The organism is Micromonospora sp. SH-82, from assembly GCF_051132485.1.
GTDB lineage: Bacteria > Actinomycetota > Actinomycetes > Mycobacteriales > Micromonosporaceae > Micromonospora.
The window spans coordinates 217,489-239,088 of the sequence record NZ_CP148049.1 but is presented as its reverse complement, the minus strand read 5'-3'; the positions used below and the strand labels follow the sequence as shown (position 1 = coordinate 239,088).

General features: G+C 71.9%; 18 protein-coding genes and 1 pseudogene. 12 read left to right on the top strand and 7 right to left on the bottom strand.

The window, feature by feature from the left end:
- Window positions 1-41: 41 nt before the first annotated feature.
- The 3 genes from WHN02_RS01035 (at window position 42) to WHN02_RS01025 (ending at window position 3,479) form a co-directional block, all read left to right on the top strand.
- Window positions 42-899, top strand: coding sequence for a bifunctional methylenetetrahydrofolate dehydrogenase/methenyltetrahydrofolate cyclohydrolase (locus WHN02_RS01035; protein WP_350898358.1), 858 nt, complete (start codon window positions 42-44; stop codon window positions 897-899).
- A gap of 113 nt (window positions 900-1,012) precedes the next feature.
- On the top strand, window positions 1,013-1,963 hold the full coding sequence (locus WHN02_RS01030; RefSeq protein WP_434741655.1) for a malate dehydrogenase: 951 nt from the start codon (window positions 1,013-1,015) through the stop codon (window positions 1,961-1,963).
- Between the two features lie 298 nt (window positions 1,964-2,261).
- Window positions 2,262-3,479 (top strand): NADP-dependent isocitrate dehydrogenase, encoded by a 1,218-nt coding sequence (locus WHN02_RS01025; protein ID WP_350898360.1) that lies wholly within the window; start codon window positions 2,262-2,264, stop codon window positions 3,477-3,479.
- Between the two features lie 417 nt (window positions 3,480-3,896).
- Here the strand turns inward: WHN02_RS01025 and galT are convergent, their stop codons facing one another.
- Together galT and cysC are read right to left on the bottom strand one after the other, a co-directional pair.
- Complete coding sequence (gene galT, locus WHN02_RS01020) at window positions 3,897-4,973, bottom strand: galactose-1-phosphate uridylyltransferase (protein ID WP_434741654.1); 1,077 nt, start codon at window positions 4,971-4,973, stop codon at window positions 3,897-3,899.
- A 78-nt stretch (window positions 4,974-5,051) separates the two neighbouring features.
- Window positions 5,052-6,578 (bottom strand): adenylyl-sulfate kinase, encoded by a 1,527-nt coding sequence (gene cysC, locus WHN02_RS01015; RefSeq protein ID WP_434741653.1) that lies wholly within the window; start codon window positions 6,576-6,578, stop codon window positions 5,052-5,054.
- A 240-nt stretch (window positions 6,579-6,818) separates the two neighbouring features.
- On the opposite strand from cysC, the gene WHN02_RS01010 reads away from it, so the two are divergent.
- From WHN02_RS01010 to WHN02_RS00995, 4 genes are read left to right on the top strand one after another with little or no spacing between them, the layout of a single operon-like run.
- Window positions 6,819-7,733: an ABC transporter ATP-binding protein gene (locus WHN02_RS01010; RefSeq protein WP_434741652.1), complete on the top strand. Its 915-nt coding sequence runs from the start codon at window positions 6,819-6,821 to the stop codon at window positions 7,731-7,733.
- Complete coding sequence (locus WHN02_RS01005; protein WP_434741651.1) at window positions 7,726-8,607, top strand: ABC transporter permease; 882 nt, start codon at window positions 7,726-7,728, stop codon at window positions 8,605-8,607. The genes WHN02_RS01010 and WHN02_RS01005 overlap by 8 nt, the downstream gene beginning before the upstream one ends.
- Window positions 8,604-9,572: an ABC transporter ATP-binding protein gene (locus WHN02_RS01000; protein ID WP_434741650.1), complete on the top strand. Its 969-nt coding sequence runs from the start codon at window positions 8,604-8,606 to the stop codon at window positions 9,570-9,572. Before WHN02_RS01005 ends, WHN02_RS01000 begins: the two co-directional genes overlap by 4 nt.
- Window position 9,573: 1 nt before the next feature.
- Window positions 9,574-10,284, top strand: a complete 711-nt coding sequence (locus WHN02_RS00995; RefSeq protein WP_350898366.1) for an ABC transporter permease subunit — start codon at window positions 9,574-9,576, stop codon at window positions 10,282-10,284.
- A gap of 6 nt (window positions 10,285-10,290) precedes the next feature.
- On the opposite strand, the gene WHN02_RS00990 is transcribed toward WHN02_RS00995, so the two are convergent.
- Genes WHN02_RS00990 through WHN02_RS00975 form a run of 4 tightly spaced genes read right to left on the bottom strand, consistent with a single transcriptional unit; the run spans window position 10,291 to window position 16,043 of the window.
- On the bottom strand, window positions 10,291-12,174 hold the full coding sequence (locus WHN02_RS00990) for an ABC transporter ATP-binding protein (RefSeq protein ID WP_434741649.1): 1,884 nt from the start codon (window positions 12,172-12,174) through the stop codon (window positions 10,291-10,293).
- Complete coding sequence (locus WHN02_RS00985; RefSeq protein ID WP_434741648.1) at window positions 12,171-14,075, bottom strand: ABC transporter ATP-binding protein; 1,905 nt, start codon at window positions 14,073-14,075, stop codon at window positions 12,171-12,173. Before WHN02_RS00985 ends, WHN02_RS00990 begins: the two co-directional genes overlap by 4 nt.
- A 37-nt stretch (window positions 14,076-14,112) precedes the next feature.
- Entirely contained in the window at window positions 14,113-14,631 is a 519-nt protein-coding gene (locus WHN02_RS00980; RefSeq protein WP_434741647.1) for a methylated-DNA--[protein]-cysteine S-methyltransferase, read from the bottom strand.
- Window positions 14,628-16,043, bottom strand: coding sequence for an AlkA N-terminal domain-containing protein (locus WHN02_RS00975; RefSeq protein ID WP_434741646.1), 1,416 nt, complete (start codon window positions 16,041-16,043; stop codon window positions 14,628-14,630). Before WHN02_RS00975 ends, WHN02_RS00980 begins: the two co-directional genes overlap by 4 nt.
- Window positions 16,044-16,226: 183 nt before the next feature.
- Between WHN02_RS00975 and WHN02_RS00970 the strand changes: the two genes are divergently transcribed.
- The gene (locus WHN02_RS00970; RefSeq protein ID WP_434741645.1) at window positions 16,227-16,703 is read left to right on the top strand and encodes a hypothetical protein; all 477 of its coding nucleotides are present in this window, start codon (window positions 16,227-16,229) and stop codon (window positions 16,701-16,703) included.
- Between the two features lie 95 nt (window positions 16,704-16,798).
- On the opposite strand, the pseudogene WHN02_RS00965 reads toward WHN02_RS00970, so the two are convergent.
- Window positions 16,799-17,575 (bottom strand): annotated as a pseudogene (locus tag WHN02_RS00965) (EamA family transporter); the annotation flags it as partial.
- Window positions 17,576-17,669: 94 nt separating this feature from the next.
- Between WHN02_RS00965 and WHN02_RS00960 the strand changes: the two are divergent.
- The 4 genes from WHN02_RS00960 to WHN02_RS00945 all read left to right on the top strand — a co-directional run bounded on the left by WHN02_RS00960 (window position 17,670) and on the right by WHN02_RS00945 (window position 21,535).
- A complete protein-coding gene (locus WHN02_RS00960) occupies window positions 17,670-18,170 on the top strand; it encodes a MarR family winged helix-turn-helix transcriptional regulator (protein ID WP_434741644.1) in 501 nt (166 codons plus the stop codon).
- A gap of 64 nt (window positions 18,171-18,234) precedes the next feature.
- The gene (gene ychF / locus WHN02_RS00955; RefSeq protein WP_434741643.1) at window positions 18,235-19,320 is read left to right on the top strand and encodes a redox-regulated ATPase YchF; all 1,086 of its coding nucleotides are present in this window, start codon (window positions 18,235-18,237) and stop codon (window positions 19,318-19,320) included.
- 919 nt (window positions 19,321-20,239) lie between these two features.
- Window positions 20,240-20,602 (top strand): hypothetical protein, encoded by a 363-nt coding sequence (locus WHN02_RS00950; protein ID WP_434741642.1) that lies wholly within the window; start codon window positions 20,240-20,242, stop codon window positions 20,600-20,602.
- A 219-nt stretch (window positions 20,603-20,821) separates the two neighbouring features.
- On the top strand, window positions 20,822-21,535 hold the full coding sequence (locus WHN02_RS00945) for a D-Ala-D-Ala carboxypeptidase family metallohydrolase (RefSeq protein WP_434741641.1): 714 nt from the start codon (window positions 20,822-20,824) through the stop codon (window positions 21,533-21,535).
- Window positions 21,536-21,600: the final 65 nt, after the last annotated feature.

Genomic DNA, 21,600 nt, shown 5'->3' with positions numbered 1-21,600 from the left:
CCGACGGCGTGCCGCCCGTCGGGCGTGAGACGATCTGAGGCGTGACGGCGACGGTACTGGACGGCAAGGCGACCGCAGCGCAGATCAAGGACGAGCTGCGGGCGCGGGTCAAGGCACTGGCGGAGCGCGGCATCACCCCCGGACTGGGTACGGTCCTGGTCGGCGTCGATCCCGGTTCCCAGGCGTACGTCAACGGCAAGCACCGTGACTGCGCCGAGGTGGGCATCGCCTCGATCCGTCGGGAGCTGCCCGCCGACGCCACCCAGGAGCAGGTCGAGGCGGTCCTGGCCGAGCTGAACGCCGATCCGGCCTGCCACGGGTACATCGTCCAGTTGCCGCTTCCCGGTCACCTGGACACCCAGCGGGTGCTGGAGCTGATCGACCCGGACAAGGACGCCGACGGGCTGCACCCGATCAATCTGGGTCGGCTGGTCCTCGGGTACGACGCCCCGCTGCCGTGCACCCCGCGCGGGATCGTCGAGCTGCTCCGCCGCTACGACGTACCGCTGCGCGGCGCGAAGGTGGCGGTGGTCGGCCGGGGCAACACCGTCGGGCGCCCGCTCGGGCTCCTGCTGACCCGGCGCAGCGAGAACGCCACGGTCACCCTCTGCCACACCGGCACCCTCGACCTCGGCTCGCACACCCGGGAGGCGGACATCGTCATCGTCGCCGCCGGGGTTCCGGGTCTGCTCACCGCGGACCTGATCCGACCGGGGGCGGCGGTGGTCGACGTCGGGATCACCCGGGTGATCGGCCCGGACGGCAAGGGTCGCTACACCGGCGACGTGGACCCGGAGGTCGCCGAGGTCGCCGGGGCGTTGGCCCCGATGCCCGGCGGTGTCGGCCCGATGACCAGGGCGATGCTGCTCACCAACGTGGTGGAGCGGGCCGAGGGCTAGTCCTGTTCCTGCCGGGGGCGGAGCAGGTCATATCCGTCCGCCCCTGGCCTGCCCGATGCCAGGATGACTGATACGGTCCGGAAAACCGACTGGCATCAGGGAGTGGGACGTCCATGGGTAAGAAGGTCACTGTCGTCGGGGCCGGCTTCTACGGCTCCACCACCGCGCAGCGCCTGGCCGAGTACGACGTCTTCGACACCGTCGTCATCACCGACATCGTGGAGGGCAAGCCCGCCGGTCTCGCACTGGACCTGAACCAGTCGCGGGCGATCGAGGGCTTCGAGACCAAGCTCGTCGGCGCGACCACCGGCCCCAACGGCGAGGGGTACGAGGCCATCGAGGGCTCCGACGTCGTGGTGATCACCGCCGGCCTGCCGCGTAAGCCGGGGATGAGCCGGATGGACCTGCTGGCGACCAACGCCAAGATCGTCCGTCAGGTCTCCGAGAACGTGGCCAAGTACGCCCCGAACGCCGTGGTGATCGTGGTCTCCAACCCGCTCGACGAGATGACGGCGCTGGCCCAGCTCGCCACCCAGTTCCCCCGCAACCGGGTCCTGGGCCAGGCCGGGATGCTGGACACCGCCCGGTTCACCAACTTCGTCGCCGAGGCGCTGAGCGTACCGGTGAAGTCGGTGAAGACCCTCACCCTCGGCTCGCACGGTGACACCATGGTTCCGGTGCCGTCGCAGAGCACCGTGAACGGCAAGCCGCTGCGCGACGCGATGCCCGCCGAGCAGATCGAGGAACTGGTCGTCAAGACCCGCAACGGTGGCGCCGAGGTGGTGGCGCTGCTCAAGACCGGGTCGGCCTACTACGCCCCGTCGGCCGCCGCCGCCCGGATGGCCAAGGCTGTCGCCGAGGACTCCGGCGAGGTCATGCCGGTCTGCGCCTGGGTCGACGGCGAGTACGGCATCTCCGGGGTCTACCTGGGTGTCGAGGCGGCGATCGGGGCCGAGGGCGTCAAGCGGGTCGTCGAGACCGACCTGGACGCCGACGAGCTGGCCGGTCTGAAGGAGGCCGCCGAGGCGGTCCGCGCCAAGCAGTCCGACGTCGCCAACATGTGACCTGAGTCGACCGCCGGGGGCGGGCCGGCAACCGCCGCCCCGCCCCCGCCGCATTCCCCCACCCCACCCCACCCCACCGCCCCCCGGTCGTCCCCACCGCCCCCCGGTCGTCCCCGCCCACCCCGGTGATCAAGGGATTTGCGTCAGAAGAACTCGATCCCGTGACGCAAATCCCTTGATCACCGAGGCGGGGAAGGGGGTGCGAGGAAGGGGTGGTGAGGGTGGGTGGGGGGTGCGGGGCACTTTCCAGTACGCTCGTACTGCTTGAGCATGTGTCCCCTGAGAGGAGCGCCGGCCGATGGCGAAGATCAAGGTAAACAACCCGGTCGTAGAGCTCGACGGCGACGAGATGACCCGGATCATCTGGAAGCAGATCCGGGAGCAGCTGATCCTGCCCTACCTCGACGTCGACCTGCACTACTACGACCTTTCGATCCAGCACCGTGACGAGACCGACGACCAGGTCACCGTGGACGCCGCCAACGCCATCAAGGAGCACGGCGTCGGCGTCAAGTGCGCCACCATCACCCCGGACGAGGCCCGGGTCGAGGAGTTCGGCCTGAAGAAGATGTGGCGGTCGCCGAACGGCACGATCCGTAACATCCTCGGCGGCGTCGTCTTCCGCGAGCCGATCATCATGTCCAACGTCCCCCGGCTGGTGCCGGGCTGGACCAAGCCGATCATCATCGGCCGGCACGCCCACGGCGACCAGTACAAGGCCAGCGACTTCGTCGTTCCCGGCCCGGGCACGGTCACCATCACCTACACCCCGGCCGACGGCTCCAAGCCGGTCGAGCTGGAGGTCGCCAACTTCCCCGGCGGCGGCATCGCGATGGGGATGTACAACTACGACGAGTCGATCCGGGACTTCGCCCGGGCCTCGTTCCGGTACGGCCTGGACCGCGGCTACCCGGTCTACCTGTCGACCAAGAACACCATCCTCAAGGCGTACGACGGCCGGTTCAAGGACATCTTCGCCGAGGTCTTCGAGGCCGAGTTCAAGAGCGAGTTCGACGCCGCCGGGATCACCTACGAGCACCGGCTGATCGACGACATGGTCGCCGCCGCGCTCAAGTGGGAGGGTGGCTACGTCTGGGCCTGCAAGAACTACGACGGTGACGTGCAGTCCGACACCGTCGCGCAGGGCTTCGGGTCGCTCGGCCTGATGACCTCGGTTCTGCTCTCCCCGGACGGCCGGACCGTCGAGGCGGAGGCCGCCCACGGCACCGTCACCCGGCACTACCGGCAGTACCAGAAGGGCGAGAAGACCTCGACCAACCCGATCGCCTCGATCTACGCCTGGACCCGGGGCCTGGCCCACCGGGGCAAGCTGGACGGCACCCCGGCGGTCACCGAGTTCGCCAACACCCTGGAGCAGGTCATCGTCGACACCGTCGAGAGCGGCCAGATGACCAAGGACCTGGCGCTGCTCATCTCGCGGGACGCCCCGTGGCAGACCACCGACGAGTTCATGAACACCCTGGACGAGAACCTGGCCCGCAAGCTCTCGGCCTGATTCTCCGAGTCGTACCGACCGAGCCCGCCGGCCCTCCGTGGCCCGGCGGGCTCCGTCGTGCCGACCGCCCGACCGGACGCCACCTGGGCTCCGACCGGGCTCCGACCGGGCTCCGACCGGACGCCGCCCGGGCGGTGGGGGCGCGGCGTCACCGGTGGGAACGTGGCTCGTTGCAAGAGGTGGACGCGGTGCCAGTCGTGTCCAAGGGGGTTGACACGGTCGCCTCGCGGACGTGAGTGCCGACCAGCCAGCCTTCCCGGCTGTCGTGCACAGCCGACCGTCCCTTCCCTGCGGGGGGCCCTGTCCCGGGCCCCCCGCGCCCCGTTTCCCCTGCGAACCAGAGCGGTCAGGCGACGCGGGCGGCCGGATGGGCGCGGGCCGGCAGGCGGCACCGGGCGGTCAGGCGGCACCGGGCGGTCAGGCGGTGCGGAGCAGGTCGGCGGCGTGCTCCGGGGCGACGTCGTTGATGAAGACTCCCATCGCCGACTCCGACCCGGCCAGGTACTTGAGTTTGTCCACCGCCCGCCGGGTGCTGAACAGGTGCAGGTGCAGGTGGGCCAGTTCCCGGTCGAGTCGGACCGGGGCCTGGTGCCAGGCCGAGATGTAGGGCATGGGCATGTCGAAGAGCCTGTCGAAGCGGCCCAACAGGTCCAGGTAGAGGGGGCCGAAGGCGTCCCGTTCGACGTCGGTGAGGGCGGGCAGGTCCGGCACCGGGCGGTGCGGCGCGAGGTGGACCTCGAACGGCCAGCGTGCGGCGGCCGGGACGTACGCGGTCCAGTGGTCGTTGGCGGCGACCACCCGATCCCCGGCGGCGCGTTCCGCGGCGAACACGTCGGCGTAGAGGTTCCGTCCTCCGGTCCGCTCGGCGTGCCGACGGGCGGCGGCCAGCATGGCCCGGGTCCGAGGGGTCACGAAGGGGTACGCGTAGATCTGCCCGTGCGGGTGGTGCAGGGTGACCCCGATCTCCACGCCCCGGTTCTCGAAGCAGAACACCTGCTCCACGCCGGGCAGCTCGCCGAGGGCGGCGGTGCGGTCGGCGAGGGCGTCCAGCACGGTGCGGACCCGGGTCGGCGGCAGGTCGGCGAAGGATGTGGTGTGCTCGTCGGTGAAGCAGACCACCTCGCAGCGGCCCTGCCCCGGCTGGACCGGCGTGAACGGTGTGATCTCCCCGGGGTCGTCGGCGACGCGTGCGCTCAGTGCGGGGAACCGGTTCTCGAAGACCGCGACGTCGTACGCCGGGGCCGGGATCTCGCTCGACCTGTCGGCCGTCGACGGGCAGAGCGGACACTCGTCGGCGGAGGGCAGGAAGATGCGGCTCTGCCGGTGGACGGCGACAGCCACCCACTCGTCGGTCAGCGGGTCGTACCGCAGTTGCGAGGCGGGCGGCGGTGGTGGCAGTTCCCGCCGGTCCGGATGGTCGTGGAGCACGTCGTCGCGCTCGTCGAAGTAGAACAGGTCGCGGCCGTCGGCCAACGTGATCCTGGTACGCCTCACGGCGCCGTTCCCTCCCCGGCACGGCTCCCCAGCGGAAGCACGATGGTCAGTCCAGCCCGGTCGCGGTCCCGGCCCCGTTCAGGCCGGTTGCAGTCGTGGTTCCACCCAGCCGGTCTCGGTCAACAGGTGCATCACCGCGTCGACCGCCTTCTCGACGGTGCCCTTGGAGGTGTCCAGGACCAGTTCGGCGTCGGCGGGCTCTTCGTACGGGTCGTCGATGCCGGTCATCCCGGTGATCAGACCGGCTCGGGCGCGGGCGTACAGACCCTTGCGGTCACGCTGCTCGCAGACTTCGAGCGGGGTGGCCACGTGGATCAGCAGGAACCCGGCCCCGGCGGTCGCCGCCATCTCCCGGGCGGTCGCGCGTGCCTGTGCGTACGGGGCGATCGGACAGCAGATCGCCACCCCCCGGTGTCGGCCGATCTCGGCGGCCACCCAGCCGATCCGGCGGACGTTGAGATCCCGGTCGGCCTTGCTGAAGGTCAACCCGGCGGAGAGTTCCCGACGGACCACGTCCCCGTCGAGCAGTGTCACGGTCCGGTCGCCCTGCTCCCGCAGCACGTCTGCCAGCCCCCGGGCGACGGTGGACTTCCCGGAGCCGGAGAGCCCGGTGAAGAAGACCACCAGCCCCCGGTGACGTCGGGGCGGACGGGCCCGGACCAGCTCCTTGGCCACCGCCGGGGGAGTGTGCCACTCGGGGAGCGGGAAGCCCCTGTCGAGCAGGTCGTCGATCTCCTGCTGGCTCAGCGCCAGCCGACGGTTGCGGGGCGGGATGTCGTCGCGCCACCGCCACTGCCCGTCCCGGTTGTCGTAGGCCAGTTCCCGGGGCACCAGCACCCGCAGCCCGGCACCGGAGAGCGACTCGCCGGTGGAGAGCAGGTGGGTGACGCCGTACGCGGCGGCGACCCGGGCCCGCAGGAGGGCGTCGCTGATCTCGTCCCGGCGGCGGGCCAACGGCACCGTGATGATCGTGGCCGTCGGCATCCGGTCCCGGGCGGCGAAGACGCTGCGCACCAGGAACTCCGGGGGGAGCCCGCCGGGCTGCTCGTTGATCGGGATCATGACGAGCAGGTGCGACCCGAGGGTCCGGGCCGCGTGCGCGATCTGGGCGAGCTGGGGCCGGTGCAGCGGCCGGTCGGCGATCACCCCGAGGACCCGGCCCTGGGGCATCAGCTCGCGTACCTCTGCCGGGTCGCGGCGCAGCCGTTGGAACGGGCCGTGTCCACCGTCGCCGAGCCGCTGGACCCGCCCACCGGCACCGGCGGTGCCCTCGCGTACCGGCCAGACGTCGGCCACGTCGAGCGCCGCCACCGGGGCGCCCTCCGCGTCGGTGAGCACCAGCACCCGCCGGGCGGGGTCGGTGACCTCCAGCGTCTGGGCGAGCGAGGTCGGGATCTGGAGGGCCACCGGGACCGGCCACGGAGTGTCGTCGGCGAGTCGCCCCCGACGGCTGATCGAGACCAGGTCGGCCCGGGTCATGAACCCGGTCAGCGGCGCGTACGCCCCGGTCAGCAGCAACTCCAGATCGGCCAGTTCCGTGGGGCGCGGCGTGTATGCCGGCGCGTCCCGAAGAACCTCGTCGGGCAGCACCCACCCGTTGCTCATCCGCAACCTCCACTCCCTGGCCGGCCCACAGTTTCTCAGTCGTCCGCCGATCGGTCGAGAGCGCCACTCCCCCGTGCGGGCGCAGCGGACCCGGCTCGGGAAGGGTGCCCTGGTGGGGGCAGGTGTACGCGGCGAAGGTCACGGGGGATCGCCCGGAGGACACGGGGGAACGGATCTCAGGGGATCCCCGGAGCCGTTTCCTGATACCCGGGTGGGCGTCGATTCCCTACGCTGGGCCACGTGACACTCATCGCGACCGAGTCGCTGACCAAGACGTACGGGGGCAGGGTCACCGCACTGGCCGACCTGACCGTCGCGGTCGAGCCGGGGGTCATCGGTCTGGTCGGTGCCAACGGCGCCGGCAAGTCGACCCTCATCAAGATCCTGCTCGGCCTGCTCGAACCGACAAGCGGGCGGGTCCGGGTGCTCGGCCTCGACCCGACCACCGATCCCGCCGCCGTGCGGGCACGGGTGGGGTACATGCCCGAGCACGACGCACTCCCCCCGGACCTCTCCGCCGCCGAACTGGTCACCCACCTGGGTCGGATCAGCGGGCTGCCGCGCACCGTCGCCCGGGAGCGGGCCTCCGAGGCGCTGCGCCACGTCGGGCTGCACGAGGAGCGACACCGGGCCGTCGGGGGCTACTCCACCGGGATGAAGCAGCGGGTGAAGCTGGCCCAGGCCCTGGTGCACGACCCGGACCTGCTGCTGCTCGACGAGCCGACCAACGGCCTCGACCCGGCCGGTCGGGACGCCATGCTCGCCCTGATCCACCGGATCGGCACCGAGTTCGGCATCTCGGTGGTGGTCTGCTCGCACCTGCTCGGCGAGGTGGAGCGGATCTGCGACACCCTCGTCGCCATCGACGGTGGGCGGCTGTTGCGGGCCGACCGGATCACCGCCATGACCACCGCCACCGACGTCCTCGCCGTGGAGGTGAGCGAGGGGACCGAGCAGCTGGCCGGTCGACTCGCCGCCCTGGACCTGCCGGTGACCCGGGACGGGCGGATGCTGCTCGTTCCGCTCGCCGACGACGGCACGTACGACCTGATCCTCGGCGCGGTCGCCGAGCTGGACCTGCCGTTGCACCGGCTGGACCAGCGGCGGCACCGGGTGGCCGAGCTGTTCGCCCCGAGGGAGCCGAGCAATGTCTGAGCCGACCGGCGTCATCCACGACATCGGCTATCAGCGCTACACCGGTCCCCGGTTGGGTCGCCGACACGTCTTCGGTGCGCTGTACCTGCACGGTCTGCGTACCTCGTTCGGCCTGGGGCGCAGCGCCAAGGCCAAGATCTTCCCCTGGCTGGTGGTGGGCGTGGTGGCCATCACCGCGGCCGGGTTGACAGCGGTGCGTACCCAGCTGGGTCAGGTGGTGATGACCTACGCCCAGTTCGCCGACTCGATGAGTTGGCTGGTGATCTTCTTCGTCGCGGTGGCCGCGCCGGAGCTGGTCTCCCGGGACCTGCACAGCGGGGTCCTGCCGCTGTACTTCTCCCGGCCCCTGCCCCGGGGGGACTACGCGTTGGCCAAGCTGGCGGCTCTGGTGACGGCGCTCTGGCTGCTGCTCGGCGGCCCTCAGCTGGTGATGTTCCTCGGCGCGGCGTTCACTGTCGACGACGGGGTACGCGGGGTCTGGAACGAGTTCTCGGACCTGGTCCCGGGGCTGCTCTACGCCGGGCTCTGGGCCGTGGTGTTCGCCTCGATCGGGCTGCTGGTCGCCTCGCTCACCGGGAAGCGGGCCTTCGCCGCCGGTGGGATCGTGGCGGTCTTCCTGATGACCACCCCGATCGTCGGGTTCCTCATGATCGTGCCGTCCCGGACGGTCAACGAGCTGGCCCTGATCGCCTCCCCGTCGACCCTGGTCGGTGGGACCGGCGCGTGGGCCCTGGGTGACCTCCTGGTTCCCGAGGGGGCGGGCGGGCCGCCGATCGGCGGGTTCGGGCCGCTCTACGCGGCGGCCACCGTCGCCCTGGTGGCCACCGCCGTGCTGTTGCTGCTGCTGCGATACCGGAAGGTGGCCACCCGATGAGCGTGACCGACCAGGTGGACGCGACCGGGGCCGCCACCGGGCCGGCCCCCGCGACGAGCGCGCTGGACCTCGCCGGGGTCTCCAGGTGGTACGGCAACGTGGTCGCCGTCAACGACGTCACGATGGCCCTCGGTCCGGGGGTGACCGGACTGCTCGGCCCGAACGGGGCGGGCAAGACCACCCTGCTGCACATGATGGCCGGGTTCCTGGCCCCGTCCCGGGGCACCGTGACCCTCGGCGGCGAGCGGATCTGGCGCAACCCCGAGGTGTACCGGCGACTCGGGCTGGTCACCGAGCGGGAGGCGGTGCACAGCTACCTCACCGCGTACGAGTTCGTGCTGGCCAGTGCGAAACTGCACGGGCTGACCGACCCGGCTGCCGCCGCCCGTCGGGCGATCGGCCTGGTCGAGATGGAGCCCGCCCAGGACCGGCGGATCGGGACGTACTCCAAGGGCATGCGGCAGCGCACCCGGGTGGCCGCCGCGCTGGTCCACGACCCGCAGGTGCTGCTGCTCGACGAGCCGTTCAACGGGATGGACCCGCGGCAGCGGCTGCACATGATGAACCTGCTGCACTCCCTCGGTGACGCGGGCCGGACGATCCTGTTCAGTTCGCACATCCTGGAGGAGGTCGAGCAGATCTCCGGGACGGTCCAGGTGATGGTGGCCGGTCGGCTCGCCGCCTCCGGTGACTTCCGGACCATCCGGCGGCTGATGACCAACAGGCCGCACGTGTTCGTGATCCGCTCCACCGACGACCGGGCCCTGGCGGTCGCCCTGATGGCCGAGTCGTCGGTGACCGGGGTGGAACTGGACCGGACCGGGCTGACCGTCCGGGCCGGGGACTACGGCTCGTTCACCCGGGCGTTGCCCAAGGTGGCGTTGGGCCGGGGGATCCGGGTGACGGCCCTGGTGCCCGAGGACGAATCCCTGGAGAGCGTGTTCTCCTACCTGGTGGAGGCCTGACGTGTCGACAGTTTCCTGGATCACCGCGCGGGGGCTGTTCGGCCGACGTCGGTTCCTGCTGCTCCTGCCGCTTCCGTTGCTGGTGGTGGTGCTCGCCGTGACCGCCCGGGTGCTCAAGGTGGACCCCGGGCAGTGGGGGCCGGCGGTCCTCGTCGGCCTGGGACTGGCAGTGGTCCTGCCGGTGGTCGCGCTGATCGTCGGCACCGGCGTGCTGGGTGCCGAGATCGACGACGGCACCGTCGTGCACATCCTCACCAAGCCCCTGCCCCGGTGGCAGATCGTGCTGCCGAAGCTCGCGGTGGCCGCCGGGGTCACCGCTGTCACCGTCGCGGTGCCGCTCTACGTCGCGGGGGTGCTCGCCCACTCGGTCCGTCTCGGCCTGGGACTGGCCGTCGCGGCGGCGCTCGGGGCGCTGGCGTACTCGGCGCTGTTCCTGGCGCTGAGCCTGGTCACCCGACGTCCGGTCCTGCTCGGCCTGGTCTACGTGCTGATCTGGGAGGGTCTGCTCGGCAACGTGGTCACCGGCACCCGGGTGCTCTCCATCCAGCAGTGGGTGATCGCGTTGGCCGACCGGATCGCCCCCACCGCCCTGCTCTCCACCACCGTCTCGGTGCCGGTGGCGGCGGTGATGACAGCGCTGGTCAGCGTCGGCTTCACAGTCCTGGCGATCGACCGGCTCCGCTCCTTCGGGGTGGCCGGCGAGACCAGCTGACGGGGTTCAGCGCAGCGAGTCGCGCCACTGCCGGTGCAGGTCGGCGTAGCGACCGCCGGTGGTGACCAGCCGACCGGGTGGGCCGTCCTCGACGATCAGACCGTCGTCGAGGACCAGCACCCGGTCGGCCGTCTCGACAGTGGAGAGCCGATGGGCGATCACCAGGGCGGTCCGGTCGGCCAGGATGGTGCCGAGGGCGTGCTGGACGGTCCGTTCGGTGGGTACGTCGAGCGACGAGGTCGCCTCGTCCAGGATCAGCACCGCCGGGTCGGCCAGGAAGGCCCGGGCGAAGGCGACGAGCTGCCGCTGACCGGCGGAGAGCCGTCCGCCGCGCCGGTGCACCTCGGTGTCGTACCCGTCGGGGAGGGCGGCGATGAAGTCGTGGGCGCCGATGGTCCGGGCGGCGTGCCGGACCGCCGCGTCGTCGGCGTCCGGGCGGCCGAACCGGATGTTCTCCGCCACGGTGCCGGTGAAGAGGTGGTTCTCCTGGGTGACCAGGACCACGGCGGCCCGGAGGTCGGCGTCGGCCAGGTCGCGCAGGTCCACCCCGTCGAGGTGGACCGACCCGGTGGTCGGGTCGTGGAACCGGGCCAGCAGCTTGGCCAGTGTCGACTTGCCCGCCCCGGTCGGGCCGACCAGGGCGACCGTCTGCCCGGCGGGCACCGTGAGATCCAGCCCCGTCAGGATCGGCGCGTCGGTGCGGTACCCGAAGCCCACCGACCGGAACGTCACGGTGCCGCGTCCCGGGCCGGTCGGCAGCGGCACCGGTCGGGCCGGTTCGGGGACCGAGGGGCGTTCGTCGAGGACCCCGGCCAGCTTCTCCAGGGCCGCCGTGGCCGACTGCAACGAGTTGTAGAACTGGCTCAGCTCCTGCATCGGGTCGAAGAACCGGCGCAGGTAGAGCAGGAACGCGGCGAGGACCCCGACACCGGTCTGCCCGTCCAGCACCCGTAGGCCGCCGTAGCAGAGCACCACGGCGACGGTGACGTTGCCGATCACCTTGATGCCCGGCGAGTACGTGGCGATCAGCCGGAACGCCTGTCGGCTCGACACCCGGTAGTCGTCGTTGACGACAGCGAAGATCTCCTCGTTGCGCCGCTCCCGGCGGTACGCCTGCACCGCCCGGATGCCCCGCAACGACTCCACGAAGTGCACGATGACCAGGGCCACCGCCTCCCGGGTCCGGCGGTATGCGGAGGCCGACGAACGGGCGAACCACCGCGACAGCCAGATCAGCGGCGGGAAGGCGAGCAGCGTCACCGCCGCCAGCGGCAGGTCCAGCCAGAGCAGGATCCCGGCGATCGAGACGACGGAGAGCCCGGCCAGGACCAGGCTGTCGATGCCCCCGTCAACGAGTTCGGCGATCGAGTCGAGGTCGCTGGTCAGTCGGGAGACCATCCGCCCCGACGTGTACCGCTCGTGGAACGCCACGGAGAGGCGCAGGAAGTGCCCGTACACCCGTCGGCGCAGGTCGAGCAGGATGGCCTGGCCGATCCGGCTGGAGAGGGTGAGGAAACTGCGGCGGGCCGCGTACTCGACGGCGGCGGCGACGACGAAGGCGGTGGCCACCGCCACCAGCGGGGCCACGTCACCGGCCCGCAGCGGCCCCACCGCCCGGTCGATGCCGAGCATCACCAGGTACGGCCCGGCCATCGCGGCACCGTTCTGGGCCAGCAGCAGGGCCACAGCCAACCCGAGCCGGGACCGGTGTGGACGCAGCAGGTCGCGGAGCAGGACCCGGCTGCGGCTCCTCAGCCGGGCCACGGCCTGCGGGGAGGTGTCCTCGGCGGTGCTGCGTTCGGCGTCCGGCCCGACGGCGACCCCCCGCCACCGGTCCGCCGTCGCCGCTTCCTCCCGGCCGCTGTCCCGTCGCGGGACGGCGGCGGTCACGACGCCACCAGACCCCGTCCGACCGGCTGCGTCCCGGCCGGTGGCTGTGGGTCCACCGGCTCCCGCACCGGGGTCGGGTCGGCGGTGAGCAGCGTCCGGTACGCGGGCACCGTGGCGAGCAGCTCCGAGTGGGTGCCGACGGCGGTGATCCGCCCCCGCTCCAGCAGGGCCACCCGGTCGGCCAGGGCGATCGTCGACGGGCGGTGCACCACCAACAGTGCGCTGGTGTCCCGCAGCACCCGCCGTAGGGCCGCCTCGACCTGCGCCTCGGTGTGCACGTCGAGGGCGGAGAGCGGATCGTCGAGGACCAGCAGCGACGGTCGACCGAGGACCGCCCGGGCCAGGGCCAGTCGCTGCCGTTGCCCGCCGGACAGCGTCAACCCCTGCTCGCCGACCCGGGTGGCCAGGCCCCACGGCAGGTCGTACGCGAACTCCGCCCGGGCCAGGGCGAGGGCACCCCGGATCGTCTCCTCGTCGGCGTCCGGCCGCCCCAGGGTGAGGTTCTCCCGTACCGACATGGAGAACAGGGTCGGCTCCTCGAAGGCCACCCCGACCAGTCGGCGCAGGCAGGCCAGGCGCAGGTCCCGCAGGTCGTGGCCGTCCAGGGTGATCCGCCCGCCGGTCACCTCCTGCAACCTCGGCACCAGGGAGAGCAGTGTGCTCTTGCCGCACCCGGTCGCCCCCACCAGGGCGAGGGTCTCGCCGGGTTCCACCGTCAGGTCCACCCCGCGCAGCACCGGGGCGGGGGCTCCCGGGTAGCCGAAGGTGACCTCCTCGAAGACCAGTCGACCGGCGACCTCGGCCCGGGTCCGCCGGATCGCGCGGGGGCGGTCGGTGATCGCCGGTCGGGTGTCCAGGACCTCCTGGATCCGGTCGGCGGCGGTCGCCGCCTCCTGCCCGTTGGCGATGATCCACCCGAGTGACTGGACCGGCCAGATCAGCATCAGTTGCAGGGTGACGAAGGCGACCAGCTGGCCGACGGTGAGCCGGTCCCGGGCGACCAGGGCCACCCCGGTGACCAGCACGGTGGCCAGGGTCAGGTTGGGCACCAGGTCGAACAGGGCTGAGGTACGGGCCAACAGCCGGGCCTTGTCGACGCCGGTGTCGTGCAGCGCCCTGGCACCGTCGGCGAACCGTCTCGACAGCTGCGGCCCCCGCCCGTACGCCTTCATGGTGTGCAGTCCGAGGGCGGTCTCCTCGACCAGGGTGGCCACGTCGCCCTGCTGGTCCTGCATCCGACGGGACGCCGCGTGGTAGTGCCTGGCGAACCGGCGACTGATCAGGAACAGCGGCACCGCGCTGGCCGCCACCAGCAGCCCCAGCGCGGGGTGCAGCCGGATCAGCAGGACCACCACCGCCACGTAGGTGACCAGGTTGAGGATCAGGAAGAACAGCCCGAAGGAGAGGAACCGGCGTAGCACCGACAGGTCGCTGGTGGCCCGGGAGAGGAGCTGACCGGAGCGCCACCGGTCGTGGAAGCTCGTCGGCAGGCGCAGGAGGTGGGCGTAGAGGTCGGCACGCAGCGTGGCCTCCATCCCGACCGAGGAGGCGGCCTGCATCCACCGGCGGACGAAGATCAGGAGCGCCTCGACCAGCCCGAGCAGCAGGACCAGGGCACCGAGGCCGAGCAGCCCGCCCGGTTCGCGGCGGGCCACCGGCCCGTCCACCACCCGCTGCACCAGCAAAGGTACGGCGAGACTCGCCCCGGTCGCCGCGAGGGCCGCGACCAGGAGCCACCCGAACTCGGCGGCGTACGGACGCAGGTAGGTGCGCAGCCGCCACAGGTTCGCCAGCCGTCCCCGGCCGCCCGGTGTGGGATCGTCCCGGATGGAGCCCGCCCTCGGAGCGGGCGGGTGCGGGCCGGCACTCGCCCCCGGGACGCCGTCGCGCTCCGCAGGCACACGATGACGGTATCGGCAAATCCCGTCGGTCCGGTTGTCAGCTTGTTGTCATCGGCCGCTCATGCCCGAGAAGCCACTTCTTCACCGGCAGACCCCACCGGTACCCGCCGAGTGTCCCGTCGGTGCGCAGGACCCGGTGGCAGGGGACGAAGAGAGCGGCCGCGTTGCGGGCACAGGCCGCCGCTGCGGCCCGGACCGCGAGGGGTCGCCCGGCCAGGGCGGCGTACCCGGTGTAGGTGACCGGTTCGCCCGGCCCCACGTCGCGGAGCACCTCCCAGGCGTGGGCGGTGAAGGGACCGTCGGTGTGCTGCTGCACCGGCACGGCGTCGACGGCGGTCAGGTCCCCGGCGAGGTACGCGTCGACGGCGGCGGTGACCGGGCCGAGGTCGGGCCGATGCCGCAGCGGCCCCCGCAGACTCGGGTGCACCAACGGCACCAGCTCCTGCGGTTCGGCGGTGAATCCGGCCGCCCGGACGGCCCCGGTCGGTCCGACCAGGACTGTCAACGGCCCGGTCGGGGTGGTGTGTACGGCGTAGTCGATCTGTTCGGTGGTCATGCCGCTCTCCAGAGTCGGACGGTCGCGTACGACCGCCAGGGGCGCCAACCGTCGGCGTACGGGTCGAGGGTCGACGGGGTGTGGGGCAGGCCGAGCGCGGCGGCCCCCCGGCGTACCGTCGGGTCGGTGCCGAGGAGGACGTCCGGGTCACCGAGGGCGCGCATCGCCACGTACCCGACGGTCTTCGGGCCGATCCCCGGTATCGCGGCGAGCCGCCGGAGGGTCTCCGCCCGGTCGCCCCCCGGCCGCAGGTCGAGGGTCCCGTCGGCGACCGCCCGCGCCACCGCCCGGACCGTCTCCCGTCCCCGGACCGGCGTCCGGAACGCCTCGTCGGGCAGACCCAGCACCTCGTCCGCCGACGGGAACCCCCGCAGCCTCCCATCCGGCCGCTGTCGGTCTCGCAGGCGGGTGAGGGTCCGGTGGGGGACGAGGGCGCGGACCAGCAGTTCGAACCCGTCCACGCTGCGCGGGACGCGGACCCCCGGTTCGGCGGCGACGGCAGGGGCCAGCGCCGGGTCGGCGGCGAGCGTGGCGTCCACGGCTGTCGGGTCGGCGTCCAGGTCGAGCAGGTGTCGGCACCGGGCCGCCGCCGGGGCCAGGTCGCGCAGGTCGGCCAGGCGCAGCGTCGCCACCACGTGCCCGTCGACGGGACGCAGGCCGACCTCGGCCGGCCCGTGCGGCAGTGACAACCCCCTGTGGTACGCCCCGTCGACGACCCGTTCCACCCCGGGCAGCGCCCGCCGGGCGAGGAAGTCCAGCAGGGCGACGGCGTGCAACGGCGGCCGGTACGCCAACCGCAGCGAGATGGTCTGCGCGCCGTCGGCGTCCACCTCCCCGCCCGGCGCCGTGGCCCGAGGGTCGGCGCGCAACTGCGACGGGGTGAGCCCGTACACCTCGCGGACCGTGTCGTTGAACTGCCGTACGCTGCCGAACCCGGCGGCGAACGCGACCTCCGCCAGGTGCAGCCCGGTCGTGGTGATCAGGATCCGGGCGGTCTGTGCCCGCTGTGCCCGGGCCAGGGCGATCGGTCCGGCCCCTACCTGCGCCCGCAGCATCCGGTGCAGGTGCCGTTCGGTGTACCCGAGTCGGGCGGCCAGCCCGGACACCCCGGCCCGGTCCACCACCCCGTCGGCGATCAGCCGCATCGCCCGCCCCACCACGTCGGCCCGCAGGTCCCACTCCGGGGACCCGGGGGTGGCGTCCGGGCGGCACCGACGGCAGGCCCGGAGCCCGGCCTGCTGGGCGGCGGCGGTCGAGGTGAAGAACCGGACGTTGCGCCGTTTCGGGGTGATCGCCGGGCAGGACGGTCGACAGTAGATCCCGGTCGAGGTCACCCCGGTGTAGAACCAGCCGTCGAACCGCTGGTCACGGCTGTCCACGGCCCGGTAACACCGCTCGAAGTCCAACTCCACCCCCCGATCCTGCCCCGCCGCACCACCCGACCGCTCGCGGCTTTCGGACCTGGCCCGCTCGCCGCCCTCACCTCGGGAAACGGAATCCGGGCCAGGAAAGCGTCGGTAGGGGACGGTACGGTCGGCCCCCAACTCAAGAAGGGGTGCGGTGATGGCGAGCGTGGCCGGGCGGGGTGTCCGCTGATGTGGTCGGAACGGGCTCTGATCGACGCAGCGGTGGTCCAGGGCTTCTACGACCGGATGCGGGCGGTGGCCCCGGCGGCGTACGGGGCGATCGAGCGGGACCGCACCGACGGGCGGGGAACCGGTCGGGTGGCGAGGGAGCCGGACCCGCCGTTCGCCGAGACCGCCTGCGGTCGGCTCGCCGACTCCCTGGACGCCGCCGGAGTGCGGGCGCTCGGCATGTGGGTGCACCACTGGTGCATGCGGTTCTACGACGACGACACCCGGGCGGGGCGACGTCTGCTGCGCGAGGTCGCCGACCGCCGTGGCCTCGGGTGGACGGCCGACGAGGTGCGTTGGATGCTCGGCGAGTCGACGGCGGCCGGGGCGGACGCGCCGGACCGGTTCACCCTCCCGGCTGCGGCGGCCACCGAGTTGCCGCCCGCCGTCCGGCGGGAGCTGTCGACCACTGACGGCCCCTGGTCGATGACGGGCTGACCGGTGTCAGGTCGGGTCCGGGCCGGTAGCTGGGCGATCGCCAGGGCGCCGACCGCGACGGCGAACCCGGCGAGCTGCACCGGCCCCAGGGACTGCCCGAGGACGAGCCAGCCCAGGGCGGCGGCGGTGAGTGGGCTCACCACCGCCAGGAGGGCGACCTGGGTCACCGGCAGGCGGGTGACACCCCGGAACCAGAGCGCGTACGCCCCGGCGGTGCCGAGGAGCCCGAGCCAGGCGTACCCGATGAGGTTCGTGTGGTCCGGGACCGGGGGGACCCCCTCGGTCAGGGCCGCTACCGGGACGATCAGCAGCCCGCCCGCGACGAGTTGCCAGCTCGTCGCGGTGCCCACCCCGACCCCGGGTGGGGTGCCCCACCGCCGGGTGAGGACCAGCCCGGTCGCCATCGCGACGGTGGCGACCAGGCCGGCGGCGACCCCGACGAGGTCCACTGCGGCGTCCGGTCGCAGCACCACCAGGGCGATGCCGGCCGGCGCGAGCACTGCGGCGACGAGCACGGGTGGCCGGGGGCGCAGGCCGAGGACGAGCAGGGACAGCCCGGCGACCAGCAGGGGTTGGATCGCGCCGAGCACTGCGGCGGTGCCTCCCGGCAGCCGGTACGCGGCCACGAAGAGCAGCGGGAAGAGGGCGCCGATGTTGAGCAGCCCGAGGAGGACGGAGCGCCACCACCAGTGGCCGGACGGTCGACGGCCCCGGGTGAGGGCGACCATGAGCAGACCGGCGGGCAGGGCGCGGTAGACCCCCGACCACAGCGGCCGGTCCGGCGGCAGGAACTCCGTGGTGACCAGGTACGTGGTGCCCCAGAGGGTCGGGGCGACCGCGGTGAGCAGCAGGTCGCCGGTTCGTCGACGCATCGGGACACCAATCACTAGTGGCTAAGTAGCTTAGAGCTAAGCTAATCACTGGTGAGCTGAACCCGCCAGTGCGAGGTACGGCACAATGCCGAAGGTGACCCAGCGGGACGACGTGGACGCCATCGTCGAGCAGTGGCGTCGGGAACGCACCGAGATGAACCCCGAGCCGATGGCCGTCTTCGGACGGATCTACCGGCTGGCCCGGCTCGTCGGGGACCGGCAGGAGAAGGTGTACGCCGCCTGGGGCATCAGCCGGGGTGAGTTCGACGTGCTGGCCACCCTGCGCCGCAGCGGCCGGCCGTACACCCTCGCCCCGAAGGCGCTGGCCGCCAGCCTGATGCTCACCTCCGGCGGGATGACCGGCCGACTGGACCGGCTGGAACGGGCCGGGCTGGTCCGGCGTACCCCCGACCCCGCCGACCGGCGCGGCCTCCAGGTGACCCTCACCGACGACGGACGGCGGGCGGCCGAGGAGGCCGCCGACGCCGGCCTGGCCGTCCAGCGGGACCTGCTGGACGCCCTCCCCGCTGCGGACCGCGACCGCCTGGCCGACCTGCTGCGCGACCTCCTCGCCGCCGCGGAGGCCGGGGACTGACGGCCGTCACCTCGGCGACCGGCTGGACGGGCCGGGCGGGCGGCGACGCGTAGACTGACCCGTCGTGAGTCTCACCATCGGCATCGTCGGCCTGCCCAACGTCGGCAAGAGCACCCTGTTCAATGCGTTGACCAAGAACGACGTGCTCGCGGCGAACTATCCGTTCGCCACGATCGAGCCCAACGTCGGCGTGGTCGGGCTGCCGGACGACCGGCTGGCCAAGCTGGCCGAGATCTTCTCCTCGCAGAAGGTGCTCCCCGCGCCGGTGTCGTTCGTCGACATCGCCGGCCTGGTCCGGGGCGCGTCGAAGGGGCAGGGTCGGGGCAACGCCTTCCTGGCCAACATCCGTGACGCCTCGGCGATCTGCCAGGTGGTCCGCGCCTTCTCCGACCCGAACGTGGTCCACGTCGACGGCAAGGTCTCCCCGTCCGACGACATCGAGACGATCAACACCGAGCTGATCCTCGCCGACCTCCAGACCCTGGAGAAGGCGCTGCCCCGGTTGGAGAAGGAGGCCAAGCTCCGCAAGGACCGGGCCGCCGCCGTCACCGCGGCGAAGGCGGCGGTCGAGGTCCTCGACGGCGGCACCACCCTGTACGCGGGGGCCGCCGCCGCCAAGGTCGAGCTTGAGCACCTGCGGGAACTGCACCTGCTGACCACCAAGCCGTTCCTCTACGTCTTCAACGTCGACGAGGAGGAGTTGGGCAACGCCGAGTTCCTCGACGAGCTGCGTGCCCTGGTCGCCCCGGCCGAGGCGGTCTTCATGGACGCCAAGATCGAGTCCGAGTTGGTGGACCTCCCCGAGGATGAGGCCCGCGAGCTGCTGGAGTCGATCGGCCAGTCCGAGCCTGGCCTCGACCAGCTCGTCCGGGTCGGTTTCCGGACCCTCGGGCTCCAGACGTACCTGACCGCCGGGCCGAAGGAGGCGCGGGCCTGGACCGTCCCGGTCGGGGCGACCGCCCCCGAGGCCGCCGGCGTGATCCACTCCGACTTCCAGCGCGGGTTCATCAAGGCCGAGGTGGTCTCCTACGCCGACCTGGTCTCGGCCGGTTCGATGGCGGCGGCCAAGGCCGCCGGCAAGGTCCGCATCGAAGGCAAGGAGTACGTCATGCAGGACGGCGACGTCGTCGAGTTCCGCTTCAACGTCTGAGCGCAGGCGGAGCCGGGTTGTGGCGGAGGCGAGCACAGACCCTCCGCTTCCACATCTGACCCCCTCCAGCTTGTCGATCAAGGGATTTGCGTCACGATTCGGGCCGCCCCTGACACGAATCCCTTGATCGACGGGTATCCCCCGGGGTGAACCGCAGCTTGCCTCGGTCCGTAGGTCAGGGGTGCCCGGTCGCTTGGACCGGGTACCCCGACCAGAATGAGACGGATCGAATGGAATGCAGTGACCCGACGAAACACGAGACCTACGGAGACTTCCGCGATGCACAGCGGTGGGACCGGTACTCGAATGATCTCGAACAATGGCAAGGTGAGCTGCAGCACGCGCGCGACCGGCACAGGTCGGCGGGTACCGACTGGCGTGATGAGCCGGAGCTGTGGGACCTGAGCCACAAGATCCAGGGGCTGAAGACCGCGATGGAGGCGGCTTCGAAGGTCTTCGCGGCTGAGCAGGACGCCGAGCAGCAAGCGCAAGCCGTGCAGTCTTCCGCACCTGTACGAGATTTCAATGCGAATCTGGCTGATCTGTACAGGGGTAATCAGGAGCGGGCGCAGAGGTCTGGTATCCACTTCCGGATCTGGCCGCCGGCCCGGTGGCGTACGCCTCGGCGGGTCCTGTATCGCAGCCCGGGTCCGTCGATACGCAGAACCCGGTGTCGACAGGAGGCGCCCAGGTCGCTGCCGCTGAACTGCGTCACTCCTCCCACGGGGAAGCACCCGGGGGTAATGGCCACGGCTACCGGCCTCCGCCCGGAGGAGCGGGGTCTGCCCAGCAGATGGGAGGCGCAGGCCGGACCCTCTAGTTCGTGACAACGCCGACCCGGGGCAGGGCGGGATCGGGTCGGGCGGTCCGTGTGCAGGGCGGGGCAGCGCGGTCGATCGACGACAGTCACAATCGGCGTGTGTCGTTCTTCGTGCCGAAGGGTCCGTGGCGGACGAACCCCGGGCTCGCCCTGCTGCACCTGGTCGTGTGGTACGCCGCTGTCGTCGGCGTCTACCTGGCGGTCGCCTACTCGGCCTCCGACACACCCCCGCCCGACTGCGAGGCCGGCTTCTGTCTCTCCGACCGGGAGCAGATGCTCTATCTCGCGCTGTTCGGCTACCCGGTTCTCGGCGTCACCTTCCTGGTGAGCCTCGTGATCCTGGGCGTACGCAGTTCCCGCGACCCGACGCGTCCCGCCTCGTCGGTGGGGTTCGTGGCCGCCGTACCCGGGTTCGTCGTGCTCGCCGTCCTGCTCTGCCTCGGGGTCACCCGGTTGGGGTAGCCCCGGGGGTCAGGGGTGGGTGGGCACCCGGGGCAGGGTGGCCGACGTGGCGTCACCGTTGCGTCAAAATCGTGCTCGCCGTGCAGGGTACGAAATTGGTGGTAGCGCGGAGAAATCGGGTGCACGCTTGACTGGAGTCGCCCCCGAAAACCCGCGATCGACAATTTAACGAATGGGGGCTGCTCGGCTTTCTTCGCCCACTGAGAATGGGAGCGCCTCATGTTCAGTGACTTCTTGGGAATGCTGGCCCTGAACGTCGCCCCGGATTCGGCGGCCACCGCGAGCAACGCCTGTTTCACCTGGACCCGGACCCTGGCTCCGGGGGCCACCGGAAACGACGTCACCCAGTTGCAGATCCGGGTCTCCGGGTGGGTGGACACCGGGGAGACCCTGGACGTGGACGGGATCTACGGCCCGGCCACGGCGGCGGCGGTCCGCCGGTTCAAGGCGGGGTACGGACTCCAGAACACCACCGGGACCGCCGGCCCCGAGACGTTCGCCCTCATCTACTCCCTCCAGGACGACGACTGCACCCCGGCCCACTTCTCGTACGCGGAGTTCACCGGTGGCTGCGGCCAGACGGGGTTCTCGGGAGGGGCGGTTCCGGCGGCGACCGTACGCCAGAACCTGTTGCTGGTGATGTGGCAGTTGGAGGCGTTGCGGCACAAGCTCGGCGACCGCCCGATCGTCGTCACGTCCGGCTTTCGGAGTGTGTCCTGCAACCGGCAGGTGGGGGGTGCCCCGGACAGCCTGCACCTCTACGGCAGGGCGGCCGACCTGGGCCTGTCCAGCCGACCGACCCAGTGCCAACTGTGGCGTACCGCCCGGACCTGCGGGTTCAAGGAACTGCTCGGCCCTGGATATCCCGGTCACGACGACCACGTCCACGTCGGCAACCGGGAGACCCAGTTCTGGCGCGCCCCGAGCTGCTGACCGCCTCCCGGAGCTACCTTCACTCGTCCGTAGAGGGCAGTGGCAGCGGTCACCAGGAGGCGCGA

Excerpts from the sequence above, each read along its gene's own strand:
- WHN02_RS01030 (WP_434741655.1), top strand. The coding sequence starts at position 1,013 with ATGGGTAAGAAGGTCACTGTCGTCGGGGCCGGCTTCTACGGCTCCACC.
- WHN02_RS01025 (WP_350898360.1), top strand. The coding sequence starts at position 2,262 with ATGGCGAAGATCAAGGTAAACAACCCGGTCGTAGAGCTCGACGGCGAC.
- cysC (WP_434741653.1), bottom strand. The coding sequence starts at position 6,578 with ATGAGCAACGGGTGGGTGCTGCCCGACGAGGTTCTTCGGGACGCGCCG.
- WHN02_RS01005 (WP_434741651.1), top strand. The coding sequence starts at position 7,726 with ATGTCTGAGCCGACCGGCGTCATCCACGACATCGGCTATCAGCGCTAC.
- WHN02_RS01000 (WP_434741650.1), top strand. The coding sequence starts at position 8,604 with ATGAGCGTGACCGACCAGGTGGACGCGACCGGGGCCGCCACCGGGCCG.
- WHN02_RS00980 (WP_434741647.1), bottom strand. The coding sequence starts at position 14,631 with ATGACCACCGAACAGATCGACTACGCCGTACACACCACCCCGACCGGG.
- WHN02_RS00970 (WP_434741645.1), top strand. The coding sequence starts at position 16,227 with ATGTGGTCGGAACGGGCTCTGATCGACGCAGCGGTGGTCCAGGGCTTC.
- WHN02_RS00945 (WP_434741641.1), top strand. The coding sequence starts at position 20,822 with ATGTTCAGTGACTTCTTGGGAATGCTGGCCCTGAACGTCGCCCCGGAT.